The sequence below is a fragment of the Nonomuraea terrae genome, from assembly GCF_044465245.1.
Taxonomy (GTDB): domain Bacteria; phylum Actinomycetota; class Actinomycetes; order Streptosporangiales; family Streptosporangiaceae; genus Nonomuraea; species Nonomuraea terrae.
Window position 1 is genome coordinate 707,867 of record NZ_JBITLL010000001.1, and the last position, 15,205, is coordinate 723,071.

Genomic DNA, 15,205 nt, shown 5'->3' on the forward strand with positions numbered 1-15,205 from the left:
ACATGGCACGTCCGCGTAACCAGACCGAACGCCGCCGCCAGCTCGTCGAGGCCGCGGCCCGGGTCATCGCCGAGCGCGGCCTGGCGGGCCTGCGCGTCAGGGACGTCGCGCAAGCAGCCGGGCTCTCGCCCGGCTCGGTGTCCTACTACTTCCCCGACCTCGACGACCTGCTGCTCGACGTCCACCACCACGCGGTCGACCGCTACTACTGGCTGCGGATGCGGGTGGTCGAGCAGTCGGACGACCCGCGTGACAAGCTGCTCGGCCTTGTCGAGCAGGGCATCCCCGACGACGCCCCCGACGGGATGGGGCTCGTGCTCTACGAGCTGCATCTCAACGCCTCCCGGAACAAGGCGCACGCGGTGCTGATGTCGGGCCTCTACGATCGCGAGGTGTCGCTCTACGCGACGGTGCTCGCGTTCGGCGTGAGCGGCGGCGTCTTCGCCCCGATCGACGACCTGCGGGGCGTGGCGATGAACGCGGTGGCGCTCGAGGATGCCTACGGCCTGCACATCGTGGGCCGCAACCCCGCGGTGGCCCCCCTGGAAGCGAGACGGCTCGTGCGCGCCTACCTGTCGGCCGTGACGGGCTGCGACCTCGAAGCGTGGCACGCCGGGCGGGGAAGGCCCGCCCGGCGGCCCGGACCAGGAAGGGCGGAGATGCGGGAATGAGCGACCCAGGCTTCACGCTGGTGCAGCTGCGGTACTTCGCGGCGGCGGCCGAGCTGGGCAGCATGACCAGCGCGGCCCGCGAGCTGATGGTGTCCCAGTCGGCGGTCTCCACGGCGGTGGCGCAGCTGGAGAAGGAGCTCGGCGTGCAACTGCTGCTGCGGCACCACGCCCGGGGCCTCAGCCTGACCGCGGCGGGCGCGGCGTTCCTGCGCGAGCTGCGCGGTTACCTCGCCCACACCGAGGAGCTGGCCGAGGCCGCCCGCTCGGCCGGCCAGGTCCTGATCGGCCGGCTGACCATCGGCTGCTTCGCCACGCTCGGGCCCTTCGAGCTGCCGCGGCTGCTGAGCGCGTGCGAGCGCGACCACCCCGAGATCGAGGTGTCGGTGATCGAGGCCGAACACGCCACGCTCAAGCAGGCGCTGCGCGCGGGCCGCTGCGAGCTCGCGCTGATGTACGGCTACGACCTCGACGACGACATCGAGTCGGTCCGCATGGGCACGGCTCCGGCGTATGCGCTGGTCGCCAAGGACCATCCGCTGGCCCGCCACGGGAAGGTCCGGCTGGCCGACCTCGCGGGGGAGCCGATGGTGCTGCTCGACCTGCCGCACAGCAGGGACTACTTCGAGCATCTCGTGGCGTCGGCCGGATTCACGCCCGATGTGCGCCACCGCACCACCGGGTTCGAGACGGTCCGGGCACTGGTGGCCAACGGCCTCGGCTGGTCGGTGCTCAACCAGAAGCCCGCCTCGCCCACGACGTACGACGGCGAGGAGGTCGCCGAGCTGGAGATCCTCGACGAGCTGGAGCCGCTGGACGTCGTCCTGGCCTCGATGCGAGGCGTGCGCCTGACCCGGCGCGCCCAGGCCTTCATCAGGTCCGCCAGGCGCGCCCGGGGCCGCTGACCGGCTCCGGCCCGGGGGAGCGGGCTACCAGGCCTCGTGCACGGGCACGCCGTCGACGAACGTGGCGCGTACCCGCAGGGACGACAGCTCCCGGGGATCGACCGCGACCGGGTCGCCGTCCAGCAGCACGAGGTCCGCGGCCTTGCCAGGGGTGAGCGTGCCGCTGTCGTGCTCCGTCCGGTTCGCCAGCGCCGCCCCGGCGGTGTAGCCGTGCACGGCGGCCCGCACGCCGATCGCCTCGCCGGCGAGCAACGGCACCGTCCGGGCGTGCTCGTCACGGGCGTGCACGTCCGCAGGGGGAGCGGTCCGGTTGACCGCGACGTGGATGCCCCACAGCGGGTCAGGGCTGGAGACCGGCCAGTCCGACCCCATCGCCAGCTCGACCCCGGCACGGGCCAGGCTGCCGAACGCGAAGTGGCGGGCCCGCTGATCGTCGGTCAGGTAGGGCAGCTTGGTCTCCACCAGCACCTTGTCCTCGCGCGCCCAGAGGGGCTGCACGTTGGCGAGCACGCCGAGCCGCTTCATCCGGTCGATGTCGCCGCGGTCGATCAGGTCGAGGTGGGCGAGCTGGTGCCGCGCGGCCCGGCCCCCGGCGGCCGGCCCGGCCGCCTCGACGGCGTCGAGGCACTCGCGCACCGCGCGGTCGCCGACCGCGTGCATGTGCAGGTCGAACCCGTCGGCCACCAGGCACGCGGCGGCCTCGGCCAGCTCGCCGGGCGCGATGAAGCTCAGCCCCACCTCCTCGCCCAGCCCCCGGTACGGCGACAACAGCGCGGCCGTGTGGTTCTCGCACACGCCGTCCTGCATGATCTTGACCGCGGTGGCGCGGAACCGGCCGCCCGCCCGCCGCCGACGCCGGCGCAGGAAGTCGAGCTGGGCGGGCCCCTCGTCGGCGCGCCACCACAGAGCGCCGGTCACCTTCGCGGTCAGCCTCCCCGACTCCGCCGCCGAGAGGTAGGTGTCGTAGGAGTCGTCGAACAGCGCGCTCTCGCCCACGGCGGCGTCCTGCCACGCGGTGATACCCAGCTGGTGCAGGAAGGTCTGGGCGGCCATCAGCGCCGCGTCGAGACGGGCGGCGTCCGGCGCGGGGACGAGCGAGGTGACCAGCCCGGCGGCGGCCTCGACGAGCAGCCCCGTGGGCTCGCCATCGGCTCCGCGGTGGATCCGGCCGCCCTCCGGATCCGAAGTCGCGGCGGTGACGCCGGCGCGCCGCAGGGCCTCGGAGTTCACCCAGACGCCGTGGAAGTCATGGCTGGTGAGCACCACCGGCCGGTGGGGAACCACGGCGTCGAGGTCCGCGCGGTGCGGGAAGCCCCCGGGGAAGACGTCGCCGTACCAGCCCGATCCCTGGATCCACTCCACGTGGGGGTTCCGCTCGGCGTAGGCCGCCACGAGGGCGCGGTAGCCGTCCCGGTCGTGCACGTGCGACAGGTCGCAGCCGAGCAGCTGCAGCCCACCCGCGACGGCGTGGAGGTGAGCGTCCTGGAAACCGGGCAGGAGGGCGCCGCCGCGCAGGTCCACCGCCCGCGTGCGGGGCCCGCGGAGCTCGTGGGCGCCGGGGCCGAGCACGGCGATGCGCCCCGAGCGGACCGCCAGCGCGGACGTCGCCGCGGTCCCGTCCATCGGGTGGATCCGGCCGCCGTAGAAGATCCAGTCCGCTGCTCCTCCGCCCGCCATGGGCGCCTCCTTCGTTCGGGGTTCGTCGGCCGGTGGCCGTTACGCGTAGACCTCCGGGCGGGCACCCTCCCACAGGGGAGCCGCGTCCCGGTCGGCCGCCTCGATCCCGGCCGCGAGGTCGAGGTCGGCGACCAGCAGATGCTCCTCCGGTGCCGGTGCCGGTGCCGTGCCGGTCGTGGCCCGCGGCGCCTCGGCGACGGTCCGGCCGTCGGGCGCCATCACCCGGCTTCCGCCGAGCAGACCGGACGGGCCCGCGCCGCCGCACTGGTTCGCCATCAGCCACCACTGCCCGTTCGCCAGGGCCTGCGCCGGATACAGCAGGTCCCACCAGCGGGCCGCGCCGGTCTCGTACGCCGAGATCGAGACGACGACGCGGGCCCCGCGCGAGCGAAGGGCCCGCGCGTAGCCGGGATGGTCGCCGTCGAAGCAGATGCTCAGCCCCACCGGCCCCCACGGGGTGGCGACCACGGTCGCCGTCGCGCCGGCCGCGAAGACGGCGGCCTCCCCGGTGGTGGGGTAGAGGTGCACCTTGCGGTGCGCCGCGACGCGCTCACCGTCCGGCGCGTAGACCGGTGCGGTGTTGAAGAGGACACCCTCCGCGCGCTCGGGCACGCTCCCAGCGAACAGCCACAGGCGGTGCTCGCGCGCCAGGTCACGCAGCAGCCGGTCACGGGGCCCGTCGAGCGGTTCGGCGGCGGCCCCGGCATCCGCGGCGAGCGTGCGGGCGTCGTACCCGGACGGCCACAGCTCGGGCAGCACCACGAGGTCGGCTCCCCGCGCGGCCAGCGCGGCGACCAGGCGCCCGGCGGTGGCCGCGTTGGACAGCGACCGCCCCGGCTCCGGCCGCCACTGGGCGATCCCGATCCGGGCCGTGCGGCGGGTGGTCATCGGCTCCTCCTCGCTGGGGCTGGCGCGAACGGCTGGTGGGAAGTTCGAGAATGGCATGAGCCGGAACGGACGTATACGGCCGCTGCATCGCTTTTGTTGATGACCTGCGCCAGCATTCTGCGCTTGTCGTGTGGTCAGAGCCCCGTCGAGACTGCTGTCGTCGGCTGGAGCGCCGGCCAGCTAGTTGCACCCCGAGGAGGCCACCGTTCCATGGCTGAGCCTATGAGCGTTGAACCGTTCCAGTTGGAGCGACGGACGATCGACCACATACCCGTGACCGAGCGCCATGGCAGGGCGCGCAACCTGTTCACGATCTGGTTCGGCTCCAACATCATGTTGCTGACCGTCGCCACCGGTGTCGTCGCGACCGCGGTCTACGGCCTTCCCCTGTGGGCGGCGCTGCTGTCGCTGGCGCTCGGCAACATCGCCGGCGGCGTGGTGATGGCGCTGCACGCGGCCCAGGGCCCCCAGATGGGCGTGCCGCAGATGTTGCAGACGCGGGCCCAGTTCGGCTCGTTCGGCAGCCTGCTGGTGGTCGTGCTCGTGGTCTTCATGTACGTCGGGTTCTTCGCCTCCAACATGGTCCTCGGCGGCCAGGCGATCTCCACGCTGTTCGGCGTGCCGGAGACGGTCGCGATCATCCTGATCGGGCTCCTCAGCGTCGCCGGCGCCAGCGTGGGGTACAAGCTGATCCACGGCCTCGCCTCGCTGATGACTGTGATCGCCGGCGTCACCCTCGTCCTGGCCTTCATCTGGGCCTTCGCGGTCAACGGCCTGCCCGCCGGCGTGCTGTCGTCGGGCGAGTTCAGCTGGCTCGGGTTCATGGGCACGCTGTCCCTGGCCGCCCTGTGGCAGATCGCGTACGCGCCGTACGTCTCCGACTACACCCGCTACATGCCGCGTGACACGGGCGTGCGCCCCGCCTTCTGGGCGACCTACTCCGGGGCGGTGCTCGGCTCGCTGCTGCCGATGGTGCTCGGCACGCTGGTCGGCGCCGCCTTCCCCGACGCCGACACCGTCACCGGCCTCGGCTCGATCACCAAGGGCATCGGCGGCCTGGTGATCGCGGTGTTCGGCATCGGCATCGCGTGCACGAACTCCCTCAACCTCTACTGCGGCGCGCTGTCGACGATCACCGTCGGGCAGACGATCTTCCCGCGGTGGGTGCCCCGCGCCGGTGTCCGCGCGGTGGTCTCCACGGCGCTGTTCCTGTGCGCGCTGGCGATGGCTCTGGCGGGCAAGGACAACTTCCTGGTCAACTTCACCAACTTCATGCTCCTGCTGATGTGCGTGCTGGTGCCGTGGACCGCGGTCAACCTCGTCGACTACTACGTGATCCGGCACGGCGACTACGACATCGACGCGCTCTTCCGCCGCGACGGCGGCGTCTACGGCCGGTACAACCCCATCGCGATCGCCTGCTACTTCCTCGGTATCGCGGTGCAGGTCCCGTTCCTCAGCACGACGATCTACACCGGACCGATCGCCGAGGCGATCGGCGGGGTGGACATCTCGTGGATCGTCGGGCTGGTCGTGATCTGCCCGCTCTATTACGCCTGGATGCGCAAGGCAGGCAAGATGCCGGTCCGCACGCCCGTGCCCGCGACGAACACCGTACTCGCCGGAGGTGAGCCCAAGTGAGCCACCAGCCCGCCGCCGCGCCCACCGCGGAACACTGGCGCAAGGTCGCCGCCGCGATCACGCCCCGCGACCGGCTCTGGATCGACGGCGGGTTCGCCGACGCGCTCTCCGGGCGCCGGTCCCCGACGATCGACCCGGCGACCGGCCGCGTCCTCGCCGAGGTCGCCGCCGGCGACGCGCGGGACGTCGACCGCGCGGTGGCCGCCGCCCGGCGCGCCTTCGCCGACCGCCGGTGGGCCGGCCAGGCGCCGGGCGAGCGCAAGCAGGTGCTGCTCCGCCTGGCGGAGCTCATCCGCGCGAACGCCGACGAGCTCGCCGTGCTGGACAGCCTGGACGCCGGCAAGCTCGTCACCGACACCTCGGCCGTCGACGTCCCCGGCACGGCCGCGATCCTGCAGTGGTACGCCGAGACCGCCGACAAGACGTACGGCGAGATCGCGCCGACCGGCACCGGCGACCTGGCCCTGGTCACCCGCGAACCGCTCGGCGTGGTCGCGGCCGTCGTGCCCTGGAACTACCCGCTTGAGATGGCCATGTGGAAGCTCGCGCCGGCCCTGGTCACCGGCAACTCGGTGGTGCTCAAGCCCGCCGAGGAGTCGCCGCTGTCGGCACTGCGCCTGGCCGAGCTCGCCGCCGAGGCCGGGCTGCCACCGGGCGTGCTGAACGTCGTCACGGGCGACGGCCCGGTCGCCGGGAAGGCGCTCGGGCTGCACCCCGACGTGGACGTGGTCACCTTCACCGGCTCCACCCCGGTCGGCAAGCTGTTCCTGCAGTACGCCGGCGCCTCCAACATGAAACAGGTCTGGCTCGAATGCGGTGGCAAGAGCGCCAACGTGGTGCTCGACAGGAACGCCGACCTCGACGCCGTCGCCGACGGGGTCTGCTTCGGCGTCTTCACCAACGCGGGCCAGGTCTGCTCGGCGAACTCCCGCCTGGTGGTGCACCGCTCGGTCAAGGACGAGCTGCTGGAGAAGGTGCTGGAGCGCGCGGCCGCGATCCGTCCCGGCGACCCGCTCGACCCGGCCACCGCGATGGGGCCCCTTGTCAGCGACAAGCAGGCCGGCCGGGTCCGGGCGTACGTCGAGGTCGGCCGCGGCGAGGGGGTGCTCCGCCTCGGAGGCGGCCCGGTCGAGGGCGCGCCGACCGCGGCCTACGTGGCGCCGGTGGTGTTCGACGAGGTCGCGCCGACGGCCCGGATCGCCCGCGAGGAGATCTTCGGCCCGGTCCTGGCCGTGATCGGCGTGGACTCGGAGGAGGAGGCGGTGGCGGTGGCCAACGACTCCGCCTTCGGCCTGGCCGCGTCGGTGTGGAGCGACGACCTGCGCCAGGCTCACCGGGTCGCCGGCCGGCTGCGGGCCGGGACGGTCTCCGTGAACACCGTGGACGCGCTCGACGTGACGACGCCCTTCGGCGGCTTCGGGGAGTCCGGCTTCGGCCGTGACCTGTCCCCGCACGCGATGGACAAGTTCACGGCGCTGAAGACGACCTGGGTGAGGTACGCATGAGCGGGCAGCACGACGGCTCGCAGTACGGCCCCGGCCAGCACGACGGCGAGCAGTACGACTACGTCGTCGTCGGAGGCGGCACCGCGGGCTCGCTGATCGCCGCCCGGCTGTCGGAGGACGCCGGCCGTAGCGTCGCGCTGGTGGAGTGGGGCCCCGACGACCGCGAGGAGCCCCGCGCGCGGTTCCTGCGGCGCTGGGCGGAGATGCTGGAGGGCGAGTACGACCTCGACTACCGCAGCGCCCCGCAGGAAAGGGGCAACTCCGACATCCGGCACGCCCGGATGCGGATCCTCGGCGGGTGCTCGAACGCCAACACGATGATCTCCTGGCGACCCCTGCCGGCCGATCTGGAGGAGTGGGTCGCGCTCGGCGCGGAAGGCTGGGACGCCGCGACCGTGCTGCCCTACTACGACCGGCTCCAGGTGCCGATCCAGCCGGTCGCGCCGCAGGACCGCAATCCGTACGTCGCCGACGTGGTCGCCGCCGCCGCGAAGGCCCTCGGCGTGCCCGTACGGGAGCGGTGGAACGACGGCCGGCTCGACGAGGCGGCGCAGGGAGCGGGCTTCTTCGAGGTCGGCTACACCCCCGAGTCCAACCAGCGCGGCTCGACGTCCCACCATTACCTGCATCCGGCCTGGGACCGGCCGAACCTGTCGGTGCTCACGGGCCTGCGCGTGGTCCGCGTCCTGATCGAGGGCGGCCGCGCGGCCGGCGTGGAGGCCCGCGACGCGCGCGGGGAGAGGCGGATCATCCGCTGCGCCCGCGAGGTCGTGCTGTGCTGCGGCGGGATCGACTCGCCCCGGCTGCTGCAGCTGTCCGGCATCGGGCCCAAGCGGGTGCTCGACGAGGCGGGCGTCGAGGTGGTCGCCGACCTGCCCGGGGTGGGGGAGAACCTCCAGGACCACGCCGAGGGGCTCGTCGTGTGGGAGTCGCGCGACTCGCCGCCCCCGACCTGCGCGAGCGGATGGGACGCTGGCGCGATGCTGACCCTCGAGGGCGACCCGCGCCGGCCGGACGTGCTCATGCACTTCCCCGTCGAGGCGTGGGCGGTGCACGCCGAGAACCACGGCGCCGAGCTGCCCGAGCGGATCGTCTCGATCGCGCCCAACGTGGCCAAGCCGGCCAGCCGCGGCCGGGTCGCGATCGTCTCGGCCGATCCCGACGAGCCCCCGCTGCTGGACCCGCGCTACTTCACCGACCCCGGCGGGCACGACGAGCGCATGCTGGTCGCGGGCGTGCGCGCCGCCCGGCGCGTCGCCCAGGAGGAGCCGTTCCGCTCGCACCTGGTCCGCGAGGTGTTCCCCGGCCCTGACGTCGTCACCGACGAGCAGCTGTCCGAGATCGCCCGGGCCACGCACCAGACCGTCTACCACGTCTGCGGCACCTGCCGGATCGGGGCCCCGGACGATCCTGCGGCCGTCGTGGACCCGCAGCTGCGGGTGCGGGGCGTGGAAGGGCTGCGCGTGGCCGACGCGTCGGTGTTCCCCACCATTCCGTCGGTCAATCCCGTGGTGACGGTCATGCTCATCGCCGAACGCGCGGCCGACCTCATCCGGGGCACCTCCTGGCATCAATGATTCCGATGCCCTGGGCCGGAATCATTCGCTGGACAGATGGGCTGGCCTCCGATGGACTTGTCCCAGGCAGTGACCACAAGGAGGTTCCGATGAGCCACCCGACTCCGCGGGCGGGCCAGGGCGCCGGAGAGCCCGTCGCGGGGGAGCGCACGACAGGCGACCGCATTGTCGCCGGCGGGCACACCCGTATCCGGCCGTTCAACACGAAGAACACCTATCCCGAGCAGAACCTGGACAACGACCTGTGCCAGGCCGTCGTGGCCGGCAACACGGTCTACGTCCGGGGGCAGATCGGGCAGGACCTCGACACCAGCGAGTCCGTCGGCATCGGCGACGTCGAGGCCCAGACCGAGCGCGCCATGGCGAACATCGACCTGCTGCTCAAAGAGGCGGGCAGCCGGATGGAGCACCTGGTCAAGCTCACGATCTACATCGTGGACCCGCGCTACCGCGAGCCCGTCTACCGCGCCATCGGCCGGTGGACGCGGGGCGTGCACCCGATCTCGACCGGTCTGGTCGTCTCGGCGCTCGCCCGCCCCGAGTGGCTGGTCGAGGTGGACGCCCTCGCCGTGATTCCCGAGGAGGAGCGGTGACCTTCTCCGTGCTCGGCACCGACGGCAGCGCCGTCGGCATCGCCGTCAGCTCCTCCAGCCCGGCCGTGGCGGCGCGCTGCGTTCATCTCCGTGCGGGGGTCGGCGGGGCGGCGTCGCAGAACGTCACCGACCCCCGCCTGGGCACGACGCTTCTCGACGCGCTGGAAAGCGGCCTCGCGCCGGACAAGGCGCTGGCCGAGGTCGTCGCGGCCACCCCGGAGGCCGCCCACCGGCAGCTGACGGTGCTGAACCTGGCGGGAGAGTCCGCGGTGTTCTCCGGCGCCCGGGCCCTCGGCGTCGTCGCCGAGCGCCGCGGCCGGTCGGTGGTCGCGGCCGGAAACATGCTCGCCACGCCGGACGTCGTCGACGCCGTGGTCCGGGGGTTCGAGTCGGCGGAGGGGGAGCTCGAGCTGCGGCTCCTCGCCGGGCTCGAAGCCGGGCTGTCGGCCGGCGGCGAGGCCGGCCCGCTCCATTCGGCGGGACTGTCCGTGGTCCGGGCGGTGCCGTGGCGCGAGACCGACCTGCGCGTCGACTGGAGCGACGAGCCGATCGCGGAGCTGCGGCGCCTGGTGGAGCTGTGGCTGCCGCAGCGGGACGACTACGTGACCCGGGCGCTGCGCCCGCAGGACGCGCCGAGCTACGGGGTGCCGGGAGACGAATGAGCGTCAAGGAGGCGGCCGCGGCCGCCGTCGCCAGGCGGCATGACGGGCTCACCGAGCTGTCGGAGCGGCTGCACGCGCACCCCGAGACGGCCTGGGAGGAGCACCAGGCGGCCCGCTGGGTCGCGGCCGCGCTGGACGAGGCGGGCTTCGAGGTGACCGCCGGCTACCTGGGCCTGGAAACCGCGTTCCACGCGACCGCGGGGTCCGGCCCCTTCCGGCTCGGCATCTGCGCCGAGTACGACGCCCTGCCGGGGCTCGGGCACGCATGCGGGCACAACCTCATCGCCGCCACCTCGGTGGGTGCCGCGGCGGCGCTGGCGCCGCTGGCCGACGAGCTGGGGCTGACCGTCGAGGTCTACGGCACCCCGGCGGAGGAAGGCGGCGGCGGCAAGATCGAGCTGCTCGACCGCGGCGCGTTCGCCGGCCTCGACCTGGCGATGATGGCACACCCCGCGCCGGTGGACGTCGCCGAGGCGCGTCCCTTCGCGGTCTCGCACTCCCACGTGTCCTACCAGGGCAAGGCAGCGCACGCCGCGGCCTACCCCGAGCAGGGCGTCAACGCCGCCGACGCCTTCACGGTCGCGCAGGTGGCGATCGGCCTGCTGCGCCAGCAGCTCCCGTACACGGTGCGGGTGCACGGGGTCATGACCCGTGGCGGCGAGGCGCCGAACGCGATCCCCGAGCGCACCGAGGGCCGATGGTACGTCCGCGCCGAGACGCTGGCCGAGCTGGCCGAGGTGGAGCCGAGAGTGTGGCGCTGCTTCGAGGCCGGCGCGCTGGCGACCGGGTGCGAGCTGGAGATCGTCCCCGAGAGCAAGCCGTACGCGGAGTTCCGCGCGGACGAGGCCGCGCTGGCGGCGTACCGCCGTAACGCCGTGGCCCTGGGACGCGAGTTCGCGAGCGACGGGATGGCGGCCCGCATGAACCGGGCCTCCACCGACATGGGCAACGTGTCGCAGGTGGTGCCGGCCATCCACCCCTACATCGGCATCGGCTCGCTGCCCGCCCTGAACCACCAGAAGGAGTTCGCCGCCCACTGCGTGGGCGCGGCGGCCGAGCACGCGATCCGCGACGCCGCGACGGCGCTGGCGTGGACGGCGATCGACGTGGTGGCGCAGCGAGGCCGGACCGACGGCCGCGCTGGAGGCGGCGCCTCGCGCTGAACGCGGTACGAGATGGGCCCTCCGGCGCAAGCCATGGAGGTCTCACCTCCCTGCCCCGCCTCGCTCAATTCCGCTGCACCCGGCAGGGCGTCCCGTGAGGCAGGCGGGAGGGAGGGTCAGATGTCCCAGCAGGAGCGGGAGCCGTGCTCAGTTCAGGGACCAGCGAGAACCGCGTCCGCCGCAGACATACCGAGCACTGCGCTGTCTCGATGGCGTGAAGTTGAGCGGCGGCGCAGTCAGCAAGCACCTGACCACAAAGGCAGGCGTAGGAACGGAAACCGCCCGCCAGCATGTCCAGTGCCAAGGCTTCAGCGGGGATCACTTCGTCTCATACACTGCTGATTGCGTGCATTCGGCAACTACGCCAGTCACGCTACGGCAAGCCGGCCAGGGCAAGCGGCTGGCTGGTCGGTGCTGCCCTCCGGCTTCGGGAACAGGCACCCAGTAGCGATCGACGCTGATCACGTTGGCCAGCTGACATCGAGAAGCACAGCGAGCCGGGCAGCGAGCACGACGCGAGGTCCGAGGCCGGCGCGATAGCTTCCTAAGCGGGAGGCGCGTGCGCGACCACAAGGAGGTCGGAGAGCGCGGTCAGTTCCTCGCACGCGATGGACAACCGTTCCAGGCGCCGCTGCGCCACGGCCAGCTGTTCCTGCAGCTCCTCCATCTGCCCGGATAGCTCAGCGATTGCTGCCGTGCGGCCTCCTCGGCCCGCTCCAAGCCCACCATCGGCTTCGCCATGCCAACGGCCGGATCTCGGTCCTCCACCGCGGCCTGACACCACCCGGGCCTTCCCAGACACCCGCGCTGCGGTTCCAAAACCAGGACGAACCCGATTCGGAAACCTCTGAAACGACAAGATCCCGCCCGATCGCAATGATCAGACGGGATTTCAGTCCGGCCGTTTCAAGAACGGCCACTGCTCGAGACCGGAGGATTCAGGCCGCAACTACACCCTCGATCGTGAGGAGCCGCCAATGCCATTGATCACGTCCTGGCCTGGTCCGATCTCCGGCAGCTTCACCAAAAGCGCTGACCATCCGCTATCGGCAACGCGGCGACCCACTCCCACCGAATCTAGGAATGTTGTACCGGTGACGCAGGCATTCTCGGGCGTGGGGAGTACGCGAGACGGCCGGCGGCGTTGACGTACGGCGTGATGGTGATGCCGTCGAAGGCGACCGGGGTGAACGGCAGGCCCGGCATCGGTTGCGGCGGCACCGGCTGGACCGGGGCCAGGATCTTGACCGCGACCGTCTTCTGCGCGGGTTTGAGGGTCCGGTCACCGTCCATGACCGCGACCTGCCAGACCAGCTCTCCGGTCTGCTTGTCGCGGGCCTGCACGAACCGGCCGTTGGACGAGGCGTCGGAGTCCCTGACCGGCTCCACCTCGCCGACGATGTAGCAGCCGTGCAGGAAGACCATGGCGAAGGTGACGGGGATGGGTCCTTGCAGAGCCATGACGGTTTTCCTCTCATGCCACTTGACCTATCAAATGGTTCTCCGAGAGGAGGTTGCTGACTTGCTGGGTCAAGTGTCCGGGTAAAGGTGACTTCGGTGTCACTGGTCCGATAGACAGTCATCCGTAAATGTGACGGGGGAGTGTCGGGAGGATCTCATGCGGACCCTTGTGGGTTGCTTAGCCACTGTTGTGGTTGTCCCGCTCGTCGGCCTTGCCTTGCTGATCATGATCCCGATGTGGCGGGACAATGCCCGTCTCGATGACTTCCATGAGCGAGTGCTGGCCTTTCCGCTACCACCGGAGACCCGCATCAAGGGCGACAGCGCCACCTTCGGCAAGAACTCCGGCGGAAGCGGAGACTACTGCGAGTACAGCGTCCGGCTGGAGCTTGAGACCGTCTTGTCGCAGAAGGACATCCATGCCCATTACGGCAGGGCCGCCATCGCAGGCCCCGACAACAAAGATCGGGTACGGGCCTCTCTGCGCTTCAGCGAGGACAACAGGAACAGTAGAGAGGTCACTGTGGAGTTCAGTGACATCACCCCCAGCGACTGGAACTTGAGCTGCACATAGACGCCCGCACGGTCACGTAACGGGGTAGGCGTCCTCCAGCTCGTGACGATCGGCTGGAAGCAGCGCCTCCACCACCACCAGAGGCCGGCCGGAGGCATTCCGGACGGCCCCGAACACCGCCAGGAGCGGGACGTTCTTCGGCATGCCGAGCTGCTTCGCCTCGCCAGCGGTGGGCATGCGCGCGGTGATCTGCTCCACGATGTGATCGAAGCGCACGCTCTTGCGCGCCTGCAAATGTTCACGGATGCCTTGTGGCAGCGGCTCGCCGCTGGTGAGATCAGTGCCTTCCGACAGTTCCAAGGGCAGCCACAGCGACACCAACTCGGTTGGCTCGCCATCGCGGATGACGATGTGTCGGCGCAGGAACGCTCTGCTCTTAGGCTGTGCGTCCAGCAATGTGGCCACACGGTTGGGCAGCGCGACCGCGCCCGCCTCTACCAACTCGCCGGGGGAGTCGATTTCAGGGTTGGTCAGGTACGCCTGCCCACGCCGGTTGGACTCCACCGACGCCGTCGCAGGACGACCGCGCACGAACCGGCCCTTGCCCTGCTGGGACCGTCAACCTCACCAAGAGCGGGATCAAGTACCGCCTGAGCTGCGACGAGGAACGGATACGCCGCTGGGAAGCCGGAGAGGTCACATGGCCACGCGAGCCATACCGGTTGGCTCTGGCGGAAGTCACGCACGGCGGCGCGGCGCGCCGCCGTAGCACCGGCCCTCCGCCCGCCCGCCGTCCGGGCGTGCGGCCTGGGGGCCGGTCTCGGACGGCGGCGGGACACCGGGTCGGGCACCGCACGCCGGCCCCGCCCTACCAACCGAACGCGCCGACCGGGGTTGCCGCGCCGCCGCACAGATGCAGCCCTACGATCGCCACTGCATGGCCGGTCGTCATACGTGGTCGGGGGCGATCGACGATCCAGGGTTCGTGCCTAACCCTGGCGCACCGAGCAACGTGGTTGCTCTCGGATGCCAAACTCCGCCGAAGCGCCTCTGGGTGCCGCGCTCGCCGGGTTTACATCAGCGCGTGTGGAGAGGTGCAGCCGGGTGGGGATGGATGCCATCCTTCCCTGCCGCCGGAGGGCTCAAGGGGTACAACGGTCTTTCATCAGGTCCCTGAAGGACCTGTGACGATTAGCGCCGGCCAGCCAGCCCGCGAGAAGCCAGGCCTCCCACTTGCCATCAGAGGTCATAACGTGGGGGTTGAGAAGAAGGAGTCCGTCCCACAGCCCGACCAGAAGGGTGTCAGGCATATATTCGCTTCTGATGTCGTGGCTGCTCTGCTCCTTTCCGTAGACGAAGTAGAGGTCATCGGGCACGCTCGGGCGCTCTTCATCCATGGGCGAGGTCCGGGCTTCGACCGCTGAGGGCCAGACGTCACGGAGCCAGCCGACTTCCGCGACTGGCGCCAGGGAGTACTCCTCGACGCCCCAGCCGTTGGAGAACAGGAGCAACTGCCGATAGCTCGGCGGCAGGCTCACACCCAACCGCTCTTCGAGCTGACTGACTGCAAATTCACTAGCCGGAGGGTGGAGACCGTGACCCGGCGGCAACGGCGGACGGTCGGGGCCTTCGGCCACCGGCTCATCCTCCGGTAAGAGATTCGACCATGCGTACGCGGTACTCATGGAGGGTGACGGTATCCGCCACGACTGACCTTTTGCGTGAGGCGTAGGGCGCCGCAACACCAGCTGGGCAATGCTCGATGTGTAGTAGATGAAAATCAGGGCGGCGTGAAGGGTAGGGCGTCGCCAGTTGCAGTTTCCGTTGCAGTTCCATGTCGTCCAGGATCGTTAAGGGAAGACCGCACACGGCCACTGGCCTGCATCGAACGATCTGGAACGGCTCGAACTGGATCTTTTAATCCGTAGGTTCGGTAGTCGAATCGTGGGGG

15 protein-coding genes are annotated in these 15,205 nt (G+C 71.2%); 9 read left to right on the forward strand and 6 right to left on the reverse strand.

Annotation, left to right across the window (positions count from 1 at the left end):
• Positions 1-2: 2 nt before the first annotated feature.
• Positions 3-671 carry a TetR/AcrR family transcriptional regulator gene (locus tag ACIBP6_RS03435; RefSeq protein WP_397048301.1) on the forward strand — a complete coding sequence of 223 codons (669 nt, stop codon included), beginning with the start codon at positions 3-5 and terminating at the stop codon, positions 669-671.
• Entirely contained in the window at positions 668-1,573 is a 906-nt protein-coding gene (locus ACIBP6_RS03440; RefSeq protein WP_397048303.1) for a LysR family transcriptional regulator, read from the forward strand. Before ACIBP6_RS03435 ends, ACIBP6_RS03440 begins: the two co-directional genes overlap by 4 nt.
• Positions 1,574-1,597: 24 nt before the next feature.
• On the opposite strand, the gene ACIBP6_RS03445 is transcribed toward ACIBP6_RS03440, so the two are convergent.
• Both ACIBP6_RS03445 and ACIBP6_RS03450 read right to left on the reverse strand, forming a co-directional pair.
• A complete protein-coding gene (locus tag ACIBP6_RS03445; RefSeq protein WP_397048305.1) occupies positions 1,598-3,250 on the reverse strand; it encodes an amidohydrolase in 1,653 nt (550 codons plus the stop codon).
• A gap of 39 nt (positions 3,251-3,289) precedes the next feature.
• Positions 3,290-4,138, reverse strand: coding sequence for a carbon-nitrogen hydrolase family protein (locus tag ACIBP6_RS03450; RefSeq protein WP_397048307.1), 849 nt, complete (start codon positions 4,136-4,138; stop codon positions 3,290-3,292).
• Positions 4,139-4,411: 273 nt separating this feature from the next.
• Between ACIBP6_RS03450 and ACIBP6_RS03455 the strand changes: the two genes are divergently transcribed.
• The 6 genes from ACIBP6_RS03455 (at position 4,412) to ACIBP6_RS03480 (ending at position 11,279) form a co-directional block, all read left to right on the forward strand.
• Positions 4,412-5,779 (forward strand): purine-cytosine permease family protein, encoded by a 1,368-nt coding sequence (locus ACIBP6_RS03455; protein ID WP_397048309.1) that lies wholly within the window; start codon positions 4,412-4,414, stop codon positions 5,777-5,779.
• The gene (locus ACIBP6_RS03460) at positions 5,776-7,284 is read left to right on the forward strand and encodes an aldehyde dehydrogenase family protein (RefSeq protein WP_397048311.1); all 1,509 of its coding nucleotides are present in this window, start codon (positions 5,776-5,778) and stop codon (positions 7,282-7,284) included. The genes ACIBP6_RS03455 and ACIBP6_RS03460 overlap by 4 nt, the downstream gene beginning before the upstream one ends.
• A complete protein-coding gene (locus ACIBP6_RS03465) occupies positions 7,281-8,861 on the forward strand; it encodes a GMC family oxidoreductase (RefSeq protein WP_397048313.1) in 1,581 nt (526 codons plus the stop codon). The genes ACIBP6_RS03460 and ACIBP6_RS03465 overlap by 4 nt, the downstream gene beginning before the upstream one ends.
• An 89-nt stretch (positions 8,862-8,950) precedes the next feature.
• On the forward strand, positions 8,951-9,454 hold the full coding sequence (locus ACIBP6_RS03470; protein WP_397048315.1) for a RidA family protein: 504 nt from the start codon (positions 8,951-8,953) through the stop codon (positions 9,452-9,454).
• The gene (locus ACIBP6_RS03475) at positions 9,451-10,116 is read left to right on the forward strand and encodes a DUF1028 domain-containing protein (protein ID WP_397048317.1); all 666 of its coding nucleotides are present in this window, start codon (positions 9,451-9,453) and stop codon (positions 10,114-10,116) included. Before ACIBP6_RS03470 ends, ACIBP6_RS03475 begins: the two co-directional genes overlap by 4 nt.
• The gene (locus ACIBP6_RS03480) at positions 10,113-11,279 is read left to right on the forward strand and encodes a M20 family metallopeptidase (protein ID WP_397048319.1); all 1,167 of its coding nucleotides are present in this window, start codon (positions 10,113-10,115) and stop codon (positions 11,277-11,279) included. The genes ACIBP6_RS03475 and ACIBP6_RS03480 overlap by 4 nt, the downstream gene beginning before the upstream one ends.
• Positions 11,280-11,823: 544 nt before the next feature.
• On the opposite strand, the gene ACIBP6_RS03485 is transcribed toward ACIBP6_RS03480, so the two are convergent.
• Positions 11,824-11,946 (reverse strand): hypothetical protein, encoded by a 123-nt coding sequence (locus ACIBP6_RS03485; RefSeq protein ID WP_397048321.1) that lies wholly within the window; start codon positions 11,944-11,946, stop codon positions 11,824-11,826.
• Between the two features lie 410 nt (positions 11,947-12,356).
• Positions 12,357-12,740 carry a plasmid replication, integration and excision activator gene (locus tag ACIBP6_RS03490; RefSeq protein WP_397048323.1) on the reverse strand — a complete coding sequence of 128 codons (384 nt, stop codon included), beginning with the start codon at positions 12,738-12,740 and terminating at the stop codon, positions 12,357-12,359.
• 157 nt (positions 12,741-12,897) lie between these two features.
• Here ACIBP6_RS03490 and ACIBP6_RS03495 point away from each other — a divergent pair, with 157 nt between their 5' ends.
• Positions 12,898-13,314: a hypothetical protein gene (locus ACIBP6_RS03495; RefSeq protein WP_397048324.1), complete on the forward strand. Its 417-nt coding sequence runs from the start codon at positions 12,898-12,900 to the stop codon at positions 13,312-13,314.
• 12 nt (positions 13,315-13,326) lie between these two features.
• Here ACIBP6_RS03495 and ACIBP6_RS03500 read toward each other — a convergent pair whose 3' ends face one another.
• On the reverse strand, positions 13,327-13,818 hold the full coding sequence (locus ACIBP6_RS03500; RefSeq protein ID WP_397048326.1) for a UTRA domain-containing protein: 492 nt from the start codon (positions 13,816-13,818) through the stop codon (positions 13,327-13,329).
• Between the two features lie 578 nt (positions 13,819-14,396).
• Positions 14,397-14,939: an SMI1/KNR4 family protein gene (locus ACIBP6_RS03505; protein WP_397048328.1), complete on the reverse strand. Its 543-nt coding sequence runs from the start codon at positions 14,937-14,939 to the stop codon at positions 14,397-14,399.
• Positions 14,940-15,205: the final 266 nt, after the last annotated feature.

What these genes read in the sequence shown, in the direction of transcription:
- ACIBP6_RS03435 (WP_397048301.1), top strand. Translation starts at nt 3, where the DNA reads ATGGCACGTCCGCGTAACCAGACCGAACGCCGCCGCCAGCTCGTCGAG.
- ACIBP6_RS03440 (WP_397048303.1), top strand. Translation starts at nt 668, where the DNA reads ATGAGCGACCCAGGCTTCACGCTGGTGCAGCTGCGGTACTTCGCGGCG.
- ACIBP6_RS03445 (WP_397048305.1), bottom strand. Translation starts at nt 3,250, where the DNA reads ATGGCGGGCGGAGGAGCAGCGGACTGGATCTTCTACGGCGGCCGGATC.
- ACIBP6_RS03450 (WP_397048307.1), bottom strand. Translation starts at nt 4,138, where the DNA reads ATGACCACCCGCCGCACGGCCCGGATCGGGATCGCCCAGTGGCGGCCG.
- ACIBP6_RS03465 (WP_397048313.1), top strand. Translation starts at nt 7,281, where the DNA reads ATGAGCGGGCAGCACGACGGCTCGCAGTACGGCCCCGGCCAGCACGAC.
- ACIBP6_RS03470 (WP_397048315.1), top strand. Translation starts at nt 8,951, where the DNA reads ATGAGCCACCCGACTCCGCGGGCGGGCCAGGGCGCCGGAGAGCCCGTC.
- ACIBP6_RS03480 (WP_397048319.1), top strand. Translation starts at nt 10,113, where the DNA reads ATGAGCGTCAAGGAGGCGGCCGCGGCCGCCGTCGCCAGGCGGCATGAC.
- ACIBP6_RS03485 (WP_397048321.1), bottom strand. Translation starts at nt 11,946, where the DNA reads ATGGAGGAGCTGCAGGAACAGCTGGCCGTGGCGCAGCGGCGCCTGGAA.
- ACIBP6_RS03490 (WP_397048323.1), bottom strand. Translation starts at nt 12,740, where the DNA reads ATGGCTCTGCAAGGACCCATCCCCGTCACCTTCGCCATGGTCTTCCTG.
- ACIBP6_RS03495 (WP_397048324.1), top strand. Translation starts at nt 12,898, where the DNA reads ATGCGGACCCTTGTGGGTTGCTTAGCCACTGTTGTGGTTGTCCCGCTC.
- ACIBP6_RS03505 (WP_397048328.1), bottom strand. Translation starts at nt 14,939, where the DNA reads ATGAGTACCGCGTACGCATGGTCGAATCTCTTACCGGAGGATGAGCCG.